Source organism: Paraburkholderia sp. BL27I4N3, assembly GCF_003386115.1.
Taxonomy (GTDB): domain Bacteria; phylum Pseudomonadota; class Gammaproteobacteria; order Burkholderiales; family Burkholderiaceae; genus Paraburkholderia.
Genome location: NZ_QREJ01000002.1, coordinates 127,491 through 145,044 on the forward strand (window position 1 = coordinate 127,491; position 17,554 = coordinate 145,044).

Sequence of the window (17,554 nt, forward strand, 5' to 3'; positions counted from 1 at the left end):
GAGGGCGTATGCGATTTGACCGTCAGGCCCGGCCGGAAGGTTTCTCCTGGACGAGCCGCCGTCAGGCACTGTTCCTTAGCCGTGAGCAGCGACAGCTGGAAAAGCTCGCGAAGGCGTATCCCCTGTTCAGCGACCAGCTTGAGCTTCCGCCCGCACGCACGCTCGACGAAGAGCTGGCGCGTCGTGAGAGGCTGTTCCTGCAGGCCGAGCAGCGTATGCGGGATCTGTACGCACAGCAATGGCGTCGCTCGCGTCGTGAGTACTTCGCGTGTACACCCGATCAGCGGGCGCGGATCATGGAGGAATGGACCGGCTGGCCAGGACCCGCAAGACCGTCCGCGTTCTCCTATGTGATCGAGAAGCACAACGGTGTCGGTGAAGCAAAATCGCGCGTATTTCGTGAACGCGAACGCGCGATGAATGCGCGCATCGATGCAACGCTGTCCGCGCAGTGCTCGTTGTCGTTGTCCTGATTCGACATTTCTCTGTCTCAAACCGGCGCTATGCGCCGGTTTTTTTTCGTCCGCACCGAGTGTGAACCTGTGTCGGGCGAGGCCTAAGGGTGGTGATTTTGCGCAGCATACGGACAGGTCCGGTAACGACGGCTGCATAAACTGTCCATATCACCCGCGTCCCTGACGCATCGAACCGCCCCTGCGTGGGCAACAACTCTGCCCCGGGGAACGCGATCTCCTACGGGCGATGGCCGGGGCGCTTCCCAGTGAGGTCCCCATGACTGTTCTGAACAGCGGTTCTGAAGCCGCCCGCATCCCGGTCGCACAGATCGAGACCGCGATCAATGTTTGGCGCAACCGCAATCCGTCGATGTTCGAAACGGATGTGCTGGTGCTGTGTGCCGAAGCACGTTGCCTTGCCAATCTCTACGGCAGGATGATTTTCCTTCGCGAGACCGACGTGGCCCGTGAAGCATTGAACGAGGCGCAACTGGCCGCTCTGGCTGGCGCGCAGACGTAAGCTACACCCCCTTCTTTTCGCGTCATCCGACGCATCGACCCGCTGCGATAGCGGCACACCTGACTCGCCCCACAGGGACCACGTCCCCTGGGGCGCTGGTTCGTGGGGCATTTCTTTTTTGCGAGAACCCTATGAACGCACGTAATAACGCTGCTGCATCTGTTGCTGTCGCCGATCACGCGCCTGCCAACCAGGTCACTGCAGCGCAGCTGACCGAACTCCTTACGGCCTATGTTCCGGCGCGCTTGCCGGTGCTCATTACCGGGAGCCCGGGTATCGGCAAGAGCGATATCGTCGAACAGGTTGCGCAAGCGACCGGTCACGCTCTACTCATCAGCCATCCGGTGGTCGAGGATCCGACCGATTCGAAGGGGCTGCCGTTTCCGTCTGCCGACGGCACGACAGCACGCCACCTGCCGTTTGGCGATCTTGAGGCGGCCGTCAACAGCAAGACGCCCCTGATCTGGTTTCTCGATGACCTGGGGCAGGCGTCGCCCGCGGTTCAGGCAGCCAAGATGCAGTTGCTGCTGGCGCGGCGGATCGGAACCCACGTCCTGCCGGATCATGTCACGTTCGTTGCTGCGTCTAACCGGCGCAATGACAACGCGGGTGTGACAGGCATTCTTGACCCCGTCATTTCGCGTTTCGCGACTGTCGTGCAACTGATTCCGACGATTCAGGGCTGGTCGGACTGGGCGGTGCGGCACAACGTACCGGCCGAGCTGATTGCGTTTCTACGGTTCAGACCGGATCTGCTGTCCGTGCGCAAAACGACGCGCGACATCGAGAATTCGCCGAGCCCGCGCAGTTGGGGTTTCGTCGGCAAGACGATGAACGTGGTTCCCAAGTCGCTCGAGTTGACCTCCTACGCCGGAACGGTGGGAGAGGGGGCGGCGACGGAGCTCCTTGCCTTCCTCGGCATCTATCGCGAGTTGCCCTCGCCGGATGCGATCCTGTTGTCGCCCGACACGGCGCCCATTCCGGAAACGCCGGCGGCGTTGTTCGCAACGACCACCGCGCTGGCGGCGCATGCAACCGAAGGCAACTTCGATCGTGTGCTGACCTACAACGACCGGCTCATTGACGCCGGACATCGCGAGTTCGGCGCACTGCTCGCGCGTGACGCCATCCGGCGCACACCGACGTTGCAGAACACTCACGCGTTCATTCGTGCCCAGAGCGGTCCGCTCGGATCAATCATCCGCGGCTGACCGGCCTTTTTTTCACGCTTCATCCGTTGTTCCTTGCCACGGCCCGCTTCGCGCGCGCCGTGGCTTTTTTCTTTCTGCGTCATCCATTCATCTATCTACCGGAGTCATTCCATGAACATCACCAATATCAAGTCTAAAGTCATGCTGTCGTCGGTCACGATCTCAACCTGGCAGGCACGCTGTTTCGACGTCAAGGCGACTGAAGAAGTCGAGAAGTCGCACGAGACGAAGGGTATCGGCCGCTTCAACAAGCGTCTGATGCCTGAACATGCGCCGAGCTACAAGGAGGTGGTATCGATCGGTAACCGCATCCGCTCGTACTACTATGACCACTCGCTGAAGTACGACCAGCTGGGCGTGCGCCTTCTGCCGACGATGGTCTATATGGACTTCGCGGACCATATGCGCAAGCTGAAGGACGAGTTCGAACTGGCCGTGTCCGTTTTCCTGACGGACTATCTGGACCTGAAGGAAAAGGCACGTGCTGAGTTGAACGGGCTGTTCAACGAGGCGGACTACCCGAGCCTCGCGCAGATGTCCGGGAAGTTCGGGATCAAAATGGCCGTGCTTCCGTTTCCGGACGCGGGCCAGTTTGGGATCGACCTGCCGGACGACGTTCTGTCAGCTTTGCGCACCGATATCGACCAGCACGTTCTGGCCAGTATCTCGACGGCCAACAATGATCTTGTCGGCCGCCTTTACGAAGCCACCTCGAAGCTTGCCGACCGGCTGTACGCGGAAGGCAATGTGCGACTGGACGTGACCAATCAGGTACGCGAACTGTGTGAGCTCCTGCCGAAGCTGAATTTCAGCAACGACCCGAAGCTCACGCACATCCTCGAGCAGGCGAAGAAGCACCTTGCCGTGCACACCGGAGCGGATCTGAAGGAGTCGCGTGTGCTGCGCTCGCAGGTTGCGGCAAAGGCCCAGGAAATCGAAGGCCTGATGGCGGCCTTCATGGGCAGCACGCCGGAGCCGATGATCGATCAGGAGCCGGCGACTCAGGAGCAGACGCCGCTTTTGCGTCTGGTCGCGTGAGATGGCTATGGACCCTCGTATCTCGAAGCAGCGTACCGCGCTGGTGCTGGACCAGCCGTTTTTCGGGGCGCTGGCGCTGCGGCTCAAGGTCGTCGAAGATCCTTCGTGCAAAACGTTCTGGACCGACTCGGTTTCGATCGGCTACAACCCATCGTTTCTATCGCAACTGAACGATCTTGAGACGCGCGGGGTTCTGGCGCATGAAGTACTGCACGTGGCCGGCGGCCACTGCTGGCGTCAGGGTGATCGCGACCCGGATCTATGGAACGACGCGTGTGACTACGCGATCAATCCAATCATCATCGATGCGGGCATGCAGTTGCCCAAGGGCGTGTTGATTGATGCGCGGTTCACCGGCAAGTCGGCCGAGGAGATCTACGGCATCCTCGCGCAGGAGAAACGGAGCAGGGAGAAGGAACGGCAGGAGCAGCAGGGTCAAGGGCAGCAGGATAGTGGCAAACCAGCAGGGAAGTCTGGCTCCCAGCCAAGGGTCCCGAACGGGGGCAGCAGCCCGCCGCAATCCGCGAACGGCGCGAACACACCGTCCGCAAACCCTAGCCCCAGTGCTTCGCCGCCTTCTCACGACGCCACTTTCTCGTGTGGCGAGGTCCGTCAGTATGTCGCGGATGATCGTGCAAGGCAGGAGGCCGAGTGGAAGGTTGCCGTGCATCAGGCCGCGAAGGCTGCCCAGATGCGCGGGGGCATGCCGGGCGCGCTGCAGGGGATGGTCGCGCAGGCGGTCGAACCTGCCGTCGACTGGCGACCAATCCTGCATCGCTTTGCGCAGGACTCGTCGCCGACGGACTACAGCTACGTGATGCCGAATCGCCGTTATCTGCATCTGGGTTTGTATCTGCCCTCGCTGCACGAACCGGCGGTAGGCGACGCGGTGTTCGTCCGCGATTCAAGTGGGTCGGTCTGGGACGAAACGCAGGCACAGTTCGCAGCGGAAATAATCGCTGTAAATGACGGCGTGCGGCCGCGGCGGCTGATCGTGATGGATTGCGATACGCGCGTGACCCAGTTGCAGATCTTCGAGCGCGGCGACGCAGTCGATTTCGAACTGCAACCCGTTCGCGGCGGAGGCGGCACTTCGTTTGTCGAGCCGTTCAGGCGGCTCGCAGCGGAAGGCATTCATCCGGCGTTTCTCGTGTATCTCACCGACATGGATGGCCGCTTCCCCGACGAAGCGCCGTCGTATCCCGTTCTTTGGGCGTCGACCACGCCGCTTAAACGGGCAAAGAAGGCGCCATTCGGTGAAACGGTTGAAGTCATCTGCTAGCGGCTTTGTGTTTGCCCATTCTCATGAACCCAACCCGGCTGGTGCAGCCGGGTTTTTTTTTTGCCTCGACGTATCGATATGTGGAATTCGAGGCGGTTCCATAAATTACAAGGTCAGTCAGAGCAACCGCTGGCGTGGAAGCCTTGCTGGGCAAGGGAAACGCGGTTTTTGCCCATTGCGAGGACCGTGAGCCGGCTAACGGTCCTATTGCATAAAGTGCAATAGAAGGCCGCTCATCCACGGAAAGCCGACAAATTAATGCATCGAGCGTAACTATCTGCAACCGCAAAAGCTCGATCCAAGGAAAAAGAATCGTTGCTATCGGCTGGAATTGAAGCAAAAGAATTAGCCGACGGCCAGGAGTTTTCTTTGCATTGGTGGAAAAAGCTGGCAATGCGTGGATGAGCGTCTCTCTGCGCCCGGATTGTGACTACTGGCGTGGAGGGGAGGCTGTCGCCTCGAACGCCGCGCCCTGACGGAACCGGTCGAGACGGTTGCTCGCTTCGGCCATCGCCGACATGGGTGCGCGCCGGAGCTGCTCGTCGTACATGGTCGCGATCATGCGAACTGCAGGAAGCCGGCCTCGTCGAGACACCAGACGCCCGAGTCGCACCCTCGATCGAACGCCTCCGAGATAACTGTCTCGGCGCTACGCATCTGCTCGACTGTTGTAGCGCCGTACCCTAGATCTGCTAACAGACCAACGAGAATCATCGCCTGGCACAGTGTCTGGGCGGTGCTCACATTCCCTTTCCCACGCCGCATGGCATCGAGGGCAAGGTGAATCTGAAGAGAGAGTTCATCCGCCGCCGCGCGAGGCATAGGCAATAACAGCGTCTTGCCCCGGCGCGCGTGGGTGACGTGAGGGCGTCGCGAGTAGTGAGTGTTTCTGGTCATCAAGCGGAACATTAAACAGTGCGAAGTCGGATTCCATACAGACGATACCCTTCGCAAGGGAGTCAAAAGCTACACGATTATGGGGCTCTTTCTGACTTAAGACCGTGAGCCGGCTCGTCCGACCGCGGGCCGGAGCACACGCCCCGTGGAAGTCTATGGTTGTTCAGCGACGAAAGCTCGCCGCGCGCGAAAGCTGTCTCATTTCATGCTTCTTTCCGTGCGTCGCGCAAGCAGGCAGTCTGAACAATAGCAGCATGTCTCAAGATACCGAAAATCCCCTGCTCAAGGTGCGCCCGCTCGAGGAGAGCGCGGTGCGGATGTTCTTCGAGTCTGTTCTTCCATTGCGCGAACAGTTCGAAGCGCCCGACGTTGCCGAAATCATGATCAACAATTTCGACAGCGTCTGGGTAGAGCGGCGCGGGGCCATGCACCGGCTTCCCCTGGCTCTTAACCAGGCGACCCTCAATGGCGCGATCCTGTCATTAGCCGCCTCCGTCGAGAAGTCAGCGCGCGCAGGTACCTCGCAGGGCATTATCAACGCGGGTCACAAGGGCCTGCGTATTGCCGCCGTGATGAGGCCGACAGCGATCGACGGCCATGCGCTGTCAATTCGAAAGCACCGCGAGTCGAACCTCTCGTTGCAGGACTACGTCGCGATGGGGGCTTTCTCCCGCGTTCATGCACGCACCAAGCGCAACGACGACGACCTCTTTGAGCCGGGCATCGAAAACGAGTCGCTCATGGAAGCGGTTCGCCAGCTTGTTATCCGGCGCAAGAACATCCTTGTCGCGGGCGGCACCTCGACAGGTAAGACGACGTTTCTCAACGCGCTAGGTGCGGATATACCGGACGACGAGCGCGTCATCAGCATCGAAGACACCATGGAACTGAAGCTGCGCGTGCCGAACCTGGTGCGCCTGCTGTCGAATCCGGACAAAGGTGTCACGACCCAGGCACTCGTTGCACTTTGCCTGCGGTTCCGACCCGATCGAATCATCGTTGGTGAGGTGCGTGGCGGCGAAGCGTACGACTTCATCCAGGCGCTGAGCACCGGACACGATGGCGGCCTCGGGTCCATCCACTCGAACGACGCCCGCGGCGGGCTGAGCCGGCTTGAGAGCCTCGCCATGCTGGGTATCCCGACGGGTAGTCGCTGGGAGCTCTCTGACATGCGCAAGGCTATCGCGGACTGCTTCCACTACGTCATTCATCTTCGCCGCTCAGGCGAGTTGCGTCACGTATCCGAGATCGTCGAGATCAAGGGCTTTCAGAACGGGGATTACATCCTCAATCGCGTTTTTTAACTTACCGGAGTCATTGCATGAAGAAGTACGTCTCACAATTTTTCGCGGCCGCTCGCACGACCGTCGACGCGATGCGTCAGTTCATCTGGTCCCGATTCCTGACGCGCCGCGAATTGCGCACCACATTGGTTGCCGCCGTCCTCGCCGGATTTGCGCCGTTTGCATCGGCAGTGAGTCTGGACGACCTGGGATCTGCAACCGACGCGATCTGCCTGATCTCCGCGTATATCAGCGGTCCGTGGCTCTTCGTCATTGGCTGCGTGGTGATCATCCTGGCCGCAGTCGCTATCGGCAGTTCTGAAAGCACCATCGTCAAGGTGATTTCTACATGTTTCGTCGGCATTGGCATCGCCGCATGCGCGGTACCAATCATGAAAAACCATTTCCACATCAGCTACACCTGTGCGTAAGCCGACAAAGGTCAGCCGCGGTCTTTCGCTGCCCCGTCAGATGGGCGGCGCCGACCGCGGACTCGCGATTGCCAACGGCACGATGACCGTGCTGCTCTGTTACGCCAGCACGACCCCGACATTTCTTGTCGTTGGTATCGGGGTGCACTGGCTGCTGCGCTGGAAGAGTGCACGCGATCCGTGGTGGCGGCAGGTCATGCTCGTCTATAACCGCTACGCGGATGTCTATCGGCCGTGGCCCTCGTCGAAGTCGTCGGCCCGATTCAAACGCCCCTATGGGTTCGATCAGGATCTTCCATGCTGAAAAAACGACTCGCCGTCCGGTCAATCCAGGAGGTCGCCCCGTGGGCCACGATGGTGACTCCCGAGCTTATCCTCGACAAGGATGGCTCGCTGCTTGCCGTCTTTGACTTCGAAGGCGTCGATGCAGACACGCCTAATGTCGGCGATATCTCGGCCGCGCGCGACAACCTGGACCACGCCTGCAAAAACTTCGATCATCGCGTGACGGCGTGGTGGCGGCTGTCTCACAGACGCGTTCAGGGCAAGATAGACGGTGAGTTCAATTCCGACATCGATGCGCACATCGATGAAATCAACCGCAGACATGTGGGCAGCGGCAAGTACTTCCGCAACTCCCACTCCCTCGCGCTCGCTTTTACGCCCGAAACCGGCGTGAACCGGGTATTCGACAAGATCGCCTATCACATGACGGTGGGTGGGAAGTCGATGCTGATCGCCATGATCGAGGCCCTGAAGGATTCGCTGCTCGCGCGCAGCGCGTTTGTGTTCGATCTCGAACGGTTGACCTCCGATATCAAACGCTTTGAAGGCGTTCTCGACGCATTCAAAGGGGGTGTTACCCGCCTCAGGATGAAGCGGCTTTCACTCCAGACGGCACTGGCCTTCCTGCATCAGTCGGCGAACCCCTCCGTGCCGCCGCGGCGCGTTCGATATCCGGTGACGATGCTCGACTCTCACCTGACTGAGAGCGAGATCACGATCGGCGCCGAAATGCTGATGTTCGAGTCGGCATACGGAAAGCGCTTTGCCAAGATAGTGGCCGTCAAGGAATGGATGGGATTCCAGGAGGCGGCGCTTGATGTGCTAGGCGAGGTCGATGCGGAGTTGGACGTTTGCGTGATGTTCCGCTTTCTCGATACGAGCAAGGCGAGCGGGTACGTCGACACGATACGCAAGTTCTACAAGATGGCCGCGTTCAATCCTTGGGCGATGGTCAAAGCGTATTTTGCAAAGGAAGAGCAGAAGAACGACAAGGGACGGGAGACCCTCGCCGAAGAGGCGGAAAACGCACTCGCGAAGATCCAGGCCGAAGGCCAGCAATTCGGTTTCGCCAACGTGTCGGTGGTCGTCTACGGCAACAGTGTCCAGGAATGCGAGGACGCGACTCGTGAGGTCGTAGGTCGGGTCGGTAACGCCGGCTTCGGCGTCATCATCGAGCGGGACAATCTCTTTGCGGCATGGGCCTCCACCATGCCCGGCCGATGGGACCAGCAGCGGCGGTTGCAGTTTGTCGAGACCGCAACGGTGTCGGACATTGCTCCAGTTCGCAGCGTGGCCGAAGGCAGCGACGTGAACGCATGGCTGACACAGCAGTCCGGCCGACGCACCGGTCCGCTCACCATGCTGCCGACGCGTCACAAGACGCTGCAGCGCGTGAACCTGCATATCCCGGGTGGCGCATCACACCTGCTCGTGCTGGGTCCAATCGGCATGGGTAAGTCGATCATGCTGAACTTCCTGATGTCGCAGACTGGACGACACGGTGCGCGGCGCGTTCGCTTCGACAAGGACCGCTCCACGCGTATTCCGACCGTGCTCGCCGGCGGGCGCTTCATCGACGCGACCGGACGTTTCGAGGCGGCCACGTCGGTCAATCCACTGTCCCTGCTGCACGACAAAAAACACTACCCCTATGTCGCGGAGTGGGTGCAGATGGCAATCGAGGACGACACGTTCCGTTGCACGAAGCTGCAGGAGCGGGAGATCTTTGACGCAGTGGTGACGCTCGGGGACGGCTACGGCCCCGAACTCTGGACGCTGTCGTTCCTGAATACGCTGCTTTCCATTGAGCTGCGCGACCGGCTTGCTGTATGGACACAGGGCGAGAAGAACGGCCGGTTTTTTGACCACGCCGAAGACGCATTCGAACTGTCGGATGACATCTCTATCGAGATGGGCGATCTGTTCAATAACTTCCCGGTGGGTGCCGCGCTGTTCATGGACTACGCGTTCTACCGCATTGCGCAGTGGCTCGATGGCAGGCGCTACACCGTTATCGAGGTGGAGGAGGCCGGATTCTTCTTCCAGAACGAGCGCTTCTACAAACGGCTGGAAGTGTGGGCGGTGACCATCCGGAAGCTGAACGCTACCTTGATGATGGCGACGCAATCGCTTGCCCAGGTCGCCCGGATTGCGGACTTTGAGGTGCTCAAGGAGAACATCCCGAACATCCTCTATCTCCCGAACCCCGATGCGAGGAACAACCTCCACCTCTATCGCGACAAGTTCGGTCTCACGATGAGCCAGATCGACATGGTGGCCAACGCGGTTCCGAACCGCGATTACCTATGGGTGACGCCGACCCAGACCCGAATGCTGCAGGCGAGCTTCCCGAAAGAAACGCTCGCTGTGCTTCGGTCCGATGGGCGTGCACAGGCGGTGCTGGACAAGCACTTCAAGTCCGGTGCGCAGAACTGGAAACAGAATTACCTCGCAGAAATGATGACGCTCGACTGACCCAACGGGGACCAACCATGAAAAAACTATTTGTACGCCTGGCCGCGGCCGTCGGCCTCACGTTTTTCCTTTCGCAGGGCGCTTATGCGCAGTTGACGGTCATCGATCCGACCAACCTGATCCAGAACACGATTACGGCTTTGAAGTCGATAAAGACCGAGGTCTACCAGGACAGTAATATCGCCTACCAGTACCAGATGATGGCAAACCAGCTGTTGCAGGCGACCAATCTCGATCCTACCGCCATGAAAGCGCAGTATGACGAGATCACGGGTGACATCGACAGTTACAAAAAGCTGGCCAGCACGGCAACGGATCTCTACGGCGACCTTCAGGACGGCGGTCAGTGGCTGAACCATGTCCAGTCGCTTATCTCGCGATCGGGCAAGTCAAATGCCGAGTGGTTTGCCGACATGGCTTCGCTTTATAACCAGCGCGACAAACAGGCGACACAGCTTCTGCAGACTGGCAATAGCGTGATGACGCATATCCAGACGCTTGCGAAACGCCGGCAGGATCTGCAGTCACAAATGGCGCTGACTCCGACCGCACAGGCAACCGCAGAACTGACCACCCATTACCTCGACATTGTCTCGAGCCAGATGAGCGACATGCTCCAACTCGCGGCAGGCAAGCAGCAGAAGGAGGCACAGCAGGAATCGGCGTCTAACGCGGATGACAAGAACAAGGCCGCATCGGCAAAGGCGTTCCTTGATCAGCAGCAAGCCGAGCGTGCGGCTTACGGCTTTTAGGACGGCGGGTCTCGACATGTGGCATGAATTCAGACGCATCATCGCTGCCGTATTGCTTCCCGTCCTGCTGCTCTGCGCGCCGGCGGCGGCATTCGCTGATGATCCTCAGGTACTTCCCGACGGTACGGTCGTCCCGGGTAACTCGTCGGGCAGCACCGCGACGACAACGGCGAGCTCGTACGTGAAGCCGGGCGAGTTTTCGGCCGGTAGCAAGCAGGCGATGGACAAGATCACCGCGCTGTTTTCGTCGGTGATGGACACCGCTGTCGCGATCAGCGAGCAGATCAAACCGGAGGCCGACAAGTTTGCTGGAGGACTCGGCGTTATCACGCTCGTCCTGGCCGCGGTGCGGTTTGCGGCGACAAAAGACCCGGTTATGGCATGGCTGGCATTCTTCGAAGAGGTCGGCATCCTCGGAATATTTGCATCGTTCTATATCGAGTTTTCGCAGTTTGGGCCGGGGTTCTACAAATGGTTCCTCACGCTGGCGACGACGATCGGCGGGGCCAACATGTCGAGCACGCTTAGCATCATCGGTAATGCTGCAGGGCAGATTCTCGACGCGATCGCCAAGGCATTCTCTGGCGCCGGCTGGACCGCCATTCTCGGGGTCATCGTTGCGATGGTGCCGTTGTTTTTCGCGTGGATCGTACTCTCCATCACCTCGGTCGTATTCGCTTTCTTCATCAACCTCGGGCAGTTGCAGTTCGCGTGTGGCGTCGTCATGGGGCAGATCGCATTCGCTCTCGGCTTCTCGTCGTTCACGCGCGGGTACTTCAAGACGTGGCTCGACTACATGATCAGCGCCGGCATGTACGTCGTCGTTGCCGCGATCCTGATGCGCCTCGTGACCCATAGCCTCATCGAAGCGGTCCAGGACGCAGCGGGGAAAGGCTTAACGACCACAGGGGCAAGTGGCTACGTGTTCGACCTCGCAATCTTCGTGTTCCTGGTGTCGTTCGAGATTCCGAAAATCGCGGGCATGTTTGGCGGGGGTGCGAATGCGAGCGGTGCGATTGTCGGGAAGGTCGGTCGGGCAGCTACGGGCGGGCTGATACCATGAGCGAACGCATTGCACCTGGCGCAGCTGCACTGATCGAGCAGCACCAGCGACGTATTGACCTGATAACGCAGTGCGCCAACGAGCCGAACAGGGCTGAGTTCGAGCGCAAATGGCTTTCGGTGCTGCGCGGCTGTGCGGCGTGGTTCTCCACGCTCCCGCTCAGCCCGCAGCTTTACCATGACGCCGGCGGGGCATTTCGCTGCACCGTCGAAACCGCCTTCTTTGCGATGCGGCTCGCCAGCGGGCGGAAGTTCGGTACAAACCTGCCTTCAGAACAGCGCAGGCGGATAGAGCCGCAGTACAACTACGCGGTATTCCTTTGCGCAACGTGTTCGAGGCTGGATGAGCCTTACCGGTATTTCCAGATCCTGCGCGACACTGACCGGGTTGAGTGGAATCCGTCTGTTCACGGCGCGCTTGAGCCGTGGCTTGGAAATGCGCCTTACCGGATCGTGGTCCGGCCGGTGCCGCTGCCTGTCGAGCGCATGCGCACGGGCATGCTTGCGCAGGTGCTGATCGGCTCACAGCTGCTTGCAGGGCTCGATGGCGAAGTGCTCGCGGAGACGTTCGGGGCGATCAATCCAATCCCGCATCCGCAAGGTATCGAGACGCTCTTGCACAAGGTGGTGCGTGAGGCCGTCAACGTTGCGGACGAGTCGGACCGGAAGGCGCAGCGGGGCGTGTTCGCGCCGGTGAGCTATACCGTTCCCTCTGCCGTACAGGTGGCTGCTGAACTGCAGCCAGTTGTCGCGCCGGGGCCCACGCCCGCCTCGCCGTCCCCATCACCGTCAGCCGCGACCTCAGTACCGCAAGGTGCTCCGGAGGCGCCGGCAGCGGAGGCCGCCACAGTCAAGGGGACGTCTGCGTCGCTTTCGCCGTCGGATGCCGCTGTCGCGCCAACTCCGATGCAGGCGGCGGAAGGTGCTTCTCTGGGCCGATCGGCAAGCCCGTCATCTGAGCGCCTGGCCGTCTCTTCTCCCGCGGCGCGCGCGCAGTCGTTGCATGAAGCCATCGGTATCACACCAGGGACGGATCCGGCGGCCACCGCGCCGGAGCAAATGCTGGTCGACCCGACCGGAATGCGCGCAACTCCTCGCGCGGCGGACACGCGCGAGAGGCCTGAAGCGCCAGCAGGGTTTGACGACGTGCTGAAGGGCCTACCCAACTCCGTGCGTGAACTGTTCGTCGCACTGCGGGAAGACGTCATCGCGGGCTCAGCCAAGGTCGAGTGGAACGACAAGGGCCTGGTGATTGGCAAGCGCCTTATTGGTAGTTACGGGCTGGCGTCCAGCACGCTCGTTGAGCACATGCGCAAGCGAAGTCTGATGGTTGCGGATGGCTCTACTGACATTACCCTTGCCCCTCGGGCGGGCCAGCTTATTCTGGAGCGACCGGCGTGACCAGTTACATCAACCATTTCCGGCCGATATACGAGTTCCGCGCGGCCGTCTTCTGGCTCGCTGCGTGCATTTTGCTGCCGATCTCCGGCATGCCTTACGCGTGGGCATTCATGCTTGTTGGTCTCTCGTTCCTGCTGGTGCGCTCCCTGCAAATCTGGAGCGCGCTCAAGTTCCGCATGGCGATTTCGACCAAGTGGCTCACGACGCTGCAGGTGCCCAGGCTGCTGCAGGTCCAGAAGCGCATGCGCGAAGAGGCGAACTCAATGTACCTGGGCATCGGCTACGAATGGACCCAGAAGCATTGCCAGATCGCGCACGACATCCTGCGCATGCCCACGACTGACATACCGGGCCTGCCGCGATGGCTGAACAAGACGAAGACGGGTCGCAGGATCGAGGAAGCGATCGAGGGCATCTTCGCTCCCAAAGACAGTATCCGCGACGTCATGCCTCAGGGTTCTTCGTGGATACACGGCATGGAACCGAAGAAGGCGCTCGTTCCGTTCCACTACAAGGCGATGGGCGGCCACACCCTGGTGGGCGGCACGACCGGTGCCGGCAAGACGCGCACGTACGAGGTGATCTCCACCCAGGTAATCCACCTCGGCGACGTGCTTATCATCGTAGACCCGAAGAACGATGCCGAGTGGAAGCGCCGGGTCGAGAAGGAGTGCGCGCGATCCGGCCGCAAATTTCTGTACTTCAATCAGGCCAAGCCCTCGGAGTCCATCCGCCTGAATCCGATCGAGAACTGGTCGCAGCCCTCGGAAATCCCGAGCCGGATCGCCCAATTGATGGAGGAGGGACCATTCCGGGATTTTGCGTTCCTGTTCATCGACCGCGCCGTCAAGGGCGAACTGTACATCGGCGACAAGCCAACGTTGCGCTCAATCCTGAAGTATGCGCAGTCGGGGATCACCACACTGCTAGAGAAAAGCCTGAGGCGCTTTTTTGTGGAGCAAGGGCTATCGGACTGGGAAGAGCAGGTCGCAACTGAAACGACTCGCCAGGGCGCGCGCAACAACGGCGCCGGACCTATCGACGCCATGATCGCGCTGTACACCGCGCGGTTTGCGGCGCACGAGCGCGGACATGAAGCGATCGACGGATTGATCGCGACGCACGTGCACGACCGCGAGCACTACATGCGCATCATTGCGTCGGCCCTTCCTCTGCTGCAGATGCTCGCTACCGGCGAGACCGGATTGATGCTCGCGCCAAAGGCCGACGACTTCGACGACGAGCGCGAGATCTGGGATATCGACAAGATCATCAAGCAGAAGGCCGTCTTCTATATGGGCCTGGATTCGCTATCGAACAACATCGTGCAGAAGGCGATCGCATCGATGATCCTGTCCGACGTGGCGGCAGTGTGCGGCTCGATCTATAACTTTTACGATTCGCCACCGGAGGTGGTGCTCATCATCGATGAAATCGCGGAGGCGATCAACGAACAGGTGATCCAGATATTGAACAAGGGGCGGGGCGCCGGCTTCAAGGCGTTCGTCGCCTTTCAGGCGCGGGCGGACCTGGAGGCTCGCCTTGGAAATGCGGCCAAGATGCTGCAGGTTTTGGGCAATCTGAACAACCAGATCATTCTACGCTTGGAGGACAGTGATACGGCACAGTGGTTCTCGGACAAGGTCGGTGAAACCGCTATTCGCAACATGACGATCACTGGCAGCACGAGCACCGGCAGTGAGGCCCACATTGGTGAATTCACCGGCGGGGTTTCCCGTTCGCTACAACTGGAGAAGGCTCCTCTGATTCCCACTGGTCTGATACATAAACTTCCGAACCTGCAGTACTTCATGCGCATCTCGGGCGCAGCTGTGTATCAGGGACGTATTCCAATCCTTCAAGGCTAACCAAACGCATGTCTGCCGTATTTAAAAAAATCATCCGCGACTACAAGCTGTCGTCCCGCCTCGTCCCGGTATTCACGGTGGCGCCGGAGCTTGAACTCGCCTGCGCACGTGTGGCCGATTTCATCGGGGAGAAGTTCGTTGGCGAGTCAGAACCGCTCGTCAAGGAGATGCTCGACAGTGGCCTCGCGGCGTACAAACGGACGCGAAAGACAGGGAATCCGCATATTGCATTCATGCAGGGTCTGTTCGCGGGCGCGCATCTGCTTTACGCGCGCCGGTACGTCGCCCGGGACGGCGAGCGCTATCACGTATGGCCGCCGATGCTTGAGCCGGTCACAGAGTTCGAGGCACGGCATGTGGCGCTCGGCACCGAAATGGTCGACGAGCAATGCCCCGAGTCCATTACGCATCGTTCGGCTGCTTTCCAGTTAGCGGCTCGCGCACTGACCGGCGAGCATTTCAGGCTCTATTTCGAGGACTATGATGTCGCCCACACTTTTCCTGATAGCGAAGCTGTCGCGGGTTGAGCCGGACGTCGCGCGGCGCGCGATGTCCACCGCGAGGGCGCAGGACGAGGTCGACGCGCCGAGGCCCGCCGAATTTTCGAGGGGCAGCGGCGCGATGGTCTACGCGCTGGCCCTGTTCGTCACGCGCCGGCCCGTGCACTTCTGGCTGGGCCTAAGCGGGCTCGTCGCGTTCCCAATCTACATTCTCGCGAGGATCGTCACGAACCTGCTGGAGTGGGGTGTCCACACCTATGGCCAGTAGCCGCTTTGTATCCCACATAAAGTGGTGGTTCTTCTTCGTGCCGCTGATAGCGGTACTGCTCATGCCTGCGATACCCGACCGTTCATGGTTTTCGATCAACGACGAAGAAGTGAATTCCGTCGTCTCCATAGTAGGAGCCGACCGGGCTGACGAGGCCGTAGCCCTGACCAACGCCCGTTTCAGGCGCTGGTTTGTGCAAAGCGGTCTCGTGCGGTCCACCATGAACGCGGCCGGCAGCGGAGAAATCAGTGATGGCGGCATGTCGGACCTCGCGCAAGCCTGGGTGCACAACTTCTGGCTGGAGATCTACCGCGTGGTCTATCGCGCGACCGTGATGAAGCTATTCATTCTCGGCACGCTCGTCTTTTGTGTCGCTGCTTTCGTCGACGGTACGGTCCGGCGCAAGATCAAGGCGTCGGCCGCGGGCTTCGCAAGCCCGCTGTCGTTCCATCTGGCCGGGCATGGCATCCTGCTCGTATTCGGCGTCTCCTTCGCCGTGCTCGTCCTGCCGGTTCCCATCTACGCCCAGTGCTGGATCGCGGTGGCCGCGATCTTGGGCGCGCTTTTGTGGAAAGCGGCCTCGTCGTATCAGTAGAGCGACCGGGGAAAGCTATACGGTTTTCTGTAGCTTTCCCAGTTAAGACCGTGAGCCGGCTCGTCCGAGACGTGTTTTCACCCCTCGATCCCTGTCTTGCCCCCCTCCTTGGCTTTCGCGCTCGCTAGTCGTCTCACGCCAGCCAGAAACGCCTTCCCATATCGCAGTCGGCCTTAGAGCGCCGTTGCACGCAGTGTGCGCTGCGCTCCCGGCTGCCTCTAACGAAGCCGTCCAACGATGAGCTGCGATGAAAGCGGCTAGAAATCGCCCACGTTTTCGGCGGCGATCAACGTCTGCCGCGCAAACAATAGAGTTCATGCCGCGCGCGGGCGCGTGCACTTACCAAGGGACACAAATATGAGCGCCATCACCGAAGAATCGAAGCCAGACGCCGCCACTGAACCTGTTGCAAAGCCAGCGGGAGTTAGCGCGACCGCGGGGGACGCTACCCCGGTCGAACCGGCGAGTCTGGTTACCGACGGCGCGGACGGCGGTGAGATTGAGGCCGAGCTCCAGCAGATGGAGGACGCTGCCAACACCCTTCAGAAGGAAGGGATGATCAGCGAGTCGGAAGCCGCGGAAAAGCGCGAACAGGTCGCGCGTACGCGAAAGCTGTTTCGCGAACTCTCGCCGGCAGAGCGTGTAGCGATCGTGCAGCGCCGCCGGGAGATCGGCCGCGAACTGATGAACAGGCAGTTGTCCGGCGCTGCCGTCGTGCAGGCCACTGTGCGGCTGAACCATACGCGTCTCAAACCGCTGTTCGAGCAGTGGTGGCCGTATCTGAACCGCATGAGCATCAACCTGCAGCGCTTTGGGCGATCCACCTTCGGCACGGAAGATCTCGGCACCGTCACCGCCTGGTTTGAAAAGCAGGTTGGCGAACTTGAAGCCTACGTCGAAGAGCAACTGAACGTAGCCGCCGGCTTCCGCGAGAAGACGGAGGGGAGGATGAGGGAGCAGGGCGACATCGTGTTCGCGCCGACGGTCACGAAGCCTTCCCTCGACATCCAGGTCGAAGCCTACTCGCGCTTTTCCATGCGCGTTCTCTCGCTCCTGCTGAAGTTCGACAAGGTGATGGATCACTTCGACTTCCTGGTCTGGAATGGCGTGCGCGATCAGTCGGACGTGGACGAAGAAACCACCCGCTTCCTGCGCAAGTTCCATCCCGTCGGCGTGCGCGGCTACATGACCCACTTGCGCCTGATGACCACGGTGCGAGGCCGCTAACCGG

18 protein-coding genes are annotated in these 17,554 nt (G+C 60.4%); 17 read left to right on the forward strand and 1 reads right to left on the reverse strand.

Annotated elements, in window-relative coordinates; all coding sequences use genetic code 11:
* Positions 1-8 precede the first annotated feature (8 nt).
* From B0G71_RS37795 to B0G71_RS37815, 5 genes are all read left to right on the forward strand, one after another.
* On the forward strand, positions 9-473 hold the full coding sequence (locus B0G71_RS37795) for a hypothetical protein (protein WP_116149434.1): 465 nt from the start codon (positions 9-11) through the stop codon (positions 471-473).
* Between the two features lie 259 nt (positions 474-732).
* On the forward strand, positions 733-975 hold the full coding sequence (locus tag B0G71_RS37800; protein WP_116124029.1) for a DUF3717 domain-containing protein: 243 nt from the start codon (positions 733-735) through the stop codon (positions 973-975).
* Between the two features lie 131 nt (positions 976-1,106).
* Positions 1,107-2,186 (forward strand): ATP-binding protein, encoded by a 1,080-nt coding sequence (locus B0G71_RS37805; protein ID WP_116149436.1) that lies wholly within the window; start codon positions 1,107-1,109, stop codon positions 2,184-2,186.
* A gap of 111 nt (positions 2,187-2,297) precedes the next feature.
* Positions 2,298-3,224, forward strand: coding sequence for a hypothetical protein (locus B0G71_RS37810; protein ID WP_116124031.1), 927 nt, complete (start codon positions 2,298-2,300; stop codon positions 3,222-3,224).
* 7 nt (positions 3,225-3,231) lie between these two features.
* Complete coding sequence (locus B0G71_RS37815; protein WP_116149438.1) at positions 3,232-4,506, forward strand: DUF2201 family putative metallopeptidase; 1,275 nt, start codon at positions 3,232-3,234, stop codon at positions 4,504-4,506.
* A gap of 430 nt (positions 4,507-4,936) precedes the next feature.
* On the opposite strand, the gene B0G71_RS42770 is transcribed toward B0G71_RS37815, so the two are convergent.
* On the reverse strand, positions 4,937-5,068 hold the full coding sequence (locus B0G71_RS42770) for a hypothetical protein (protein WP_404935496.1): 132 nt from the start codon (positions 5,066-5,068) through the stop codon (positions 4,937-4,939).
* Positions 5,069-5,657: 589 nt separating this feature from the next.
* On the opposite strand from B0G71_RS42770, the gene B0G71_RS37825 reads away from it, so the two are divergent.
* The 12 genes from B0G71_RS37825 to B0G71_RS37880 all read left to right on the forward strand — a co-directional run bounded on the left by B0G71_RS37825 (position 5,658) and on the right by B0G71_RS37880 (position 17,550).
* Entirely contained in the window at positions 5,658-6,707 is a 1,050-nt protein-coding gene (locus B0G71_RS37825; RefSeq protein WP_116149984.1) for a CpaF family protein, read from the forward strand.
* Between the two features lie 71 nt (positions 6,708-6,778).
* Entirely contained in the window at positions 6,779-7,117 is a 339-nt protein-coding gene (locus B0G71_RS37830; RefSeq protein ID WP_244438820.1) for a conjugal transfer protein TrbC, read from the forward strand.
* Positions 7,110-7,421: a VirB3 family type IV secretion system protein gene (locus B0G71_RS37835; protein ID WP_116124033.1), complete on the forward strand. Its 312-nt coding sequence runs from the start codon at positions 7,110-7,112 to the stop codon at positions 7,419-7,421. The genes B0G71_RS37830 and B0G71_RS37835 overlap by 8 nt, the downstream gene beginning before the upstream one ends.
* Positions 7,415-9,877 carry a VirB4 family type IV secretion system protein gene (locus B0G71_RS37840; protein WP_116149442.1) on the forward strand — a complete coding sequence of 821 codons (2,463 nt, stop codon included), beginning with the start codon at positions 7,415-7,417 and terminating at the stop codon, positions 9,875-9,877. Before B0G71_RS37835 ends, B0G71_RS37840 begins: the two co-directional genes overlap by 7 nt.
* A gap of 17 nt (positions 9,878-9,894) precedes the next feature.
* Positions 9,895-10,629 carry a type VI secretion protein gene (locus tag B0G71_RS37845; protein WP_116124035.1) on the forward strand — a complete coding sequence of 245 codons (735 nt, stop codon included), beginning with the start codon at positions 9,895-9,897 and terminating at the stop codon, positions 10,627-10,629.
* Positions 10,630-10,645: 16 nt separating this feature from the next.
* On the forward strand, positions 10,646-11,692 hold the full coding sequence (locus tag B0G71_RS37850; RefSeq protein ID WP_116149444.1) for a type IV secretion system protein: 1,047 nt from the start codon (positions 10,646-10,648) through the stop codon (positions 11,690-11,692).
* Positions 11,689-13,092: a TraI domain-containing protein gene (locus tag B0G71_RS37855; RefSeq protein WP_116149446.1), complete on the forward strand. Its 1,404-nt coding sequence runs from the start codon at positions 11,689-11,691 to the stop codon at positions 13,090-13,092. The genes B0G71_RS37850 and B0G71_RS37855 overlap by 4 nt, the downstream gene beginning before the upstream one ends.
* Positions 13,089-14,960: a conjugative transfer system coupling protein TraD gene (gene traD / locus B0G71_RS37860; RefSeq protein ID WP_116124038.1), complete on the forward strand. Its 1,872-nt coding sequence runs from the start codon at positions 13,089-13,091 to the stop codon at positions 14,958-14,960. Before B0G71_RS37855 ends, traD begins: the two co-directional genes overlap by 4 nt.
* 8 nt (positions 14,961-14,968) lie before the next feature.
* On the forward strand, positions 14,969-15,487 hold the full coding sequence (locus B0G71_RS37865; RefSeq protein ID WP_116149448.1) for a hypothetical protein: 519 nt from the start codon (positions 14,969-14,971) through the stop codon (positions 15,485-15,487).
* Positions 15,441-15,728, forward strand: coding sequence for a hypothetical protein (locus tag B0G71_RS37870; protein WP_244231106.1), 288 nt, complete (start codon positions 15,441-15,443; stop codon positions 15,726-15,728). The genes B0G71_RS37865 and B0G71_RS37870 overlap by 47 nt, the downstream gene beginning before the upstream one ends.
* Positions 15,718-16,323 carry a DUF4400 domain-containing protein gene (locus B0G71_RS37875; protein ID WP_116124040.1) on the forward strand — a complete coding sequence of 202 codons (606 nt, stop codon included), beginning with the start codon at positions 15,718-15,720 and terminating at the stop codon, positions 16,321-16,323. Before B0G71_RS37870 ends, B0G71_RS37875 begins: the two co-directional genes overlap by 11 nt.
* A 357-nt stretch (positions 16,324-16,680) precedes the next feature.
* Positions 16,681-17,550, forward strand: a complete 870-nt coding sequence (locus tag B0G71_RS37880) for an ATPase (RefSeq protein WP_116149450.1) — start codon at positions 16,681-16,683, stop codon at positions 17,548-17,550.
* The last annotated feature ends 4 nt before the right edge of the window (positions 17,551-17,554 follow it).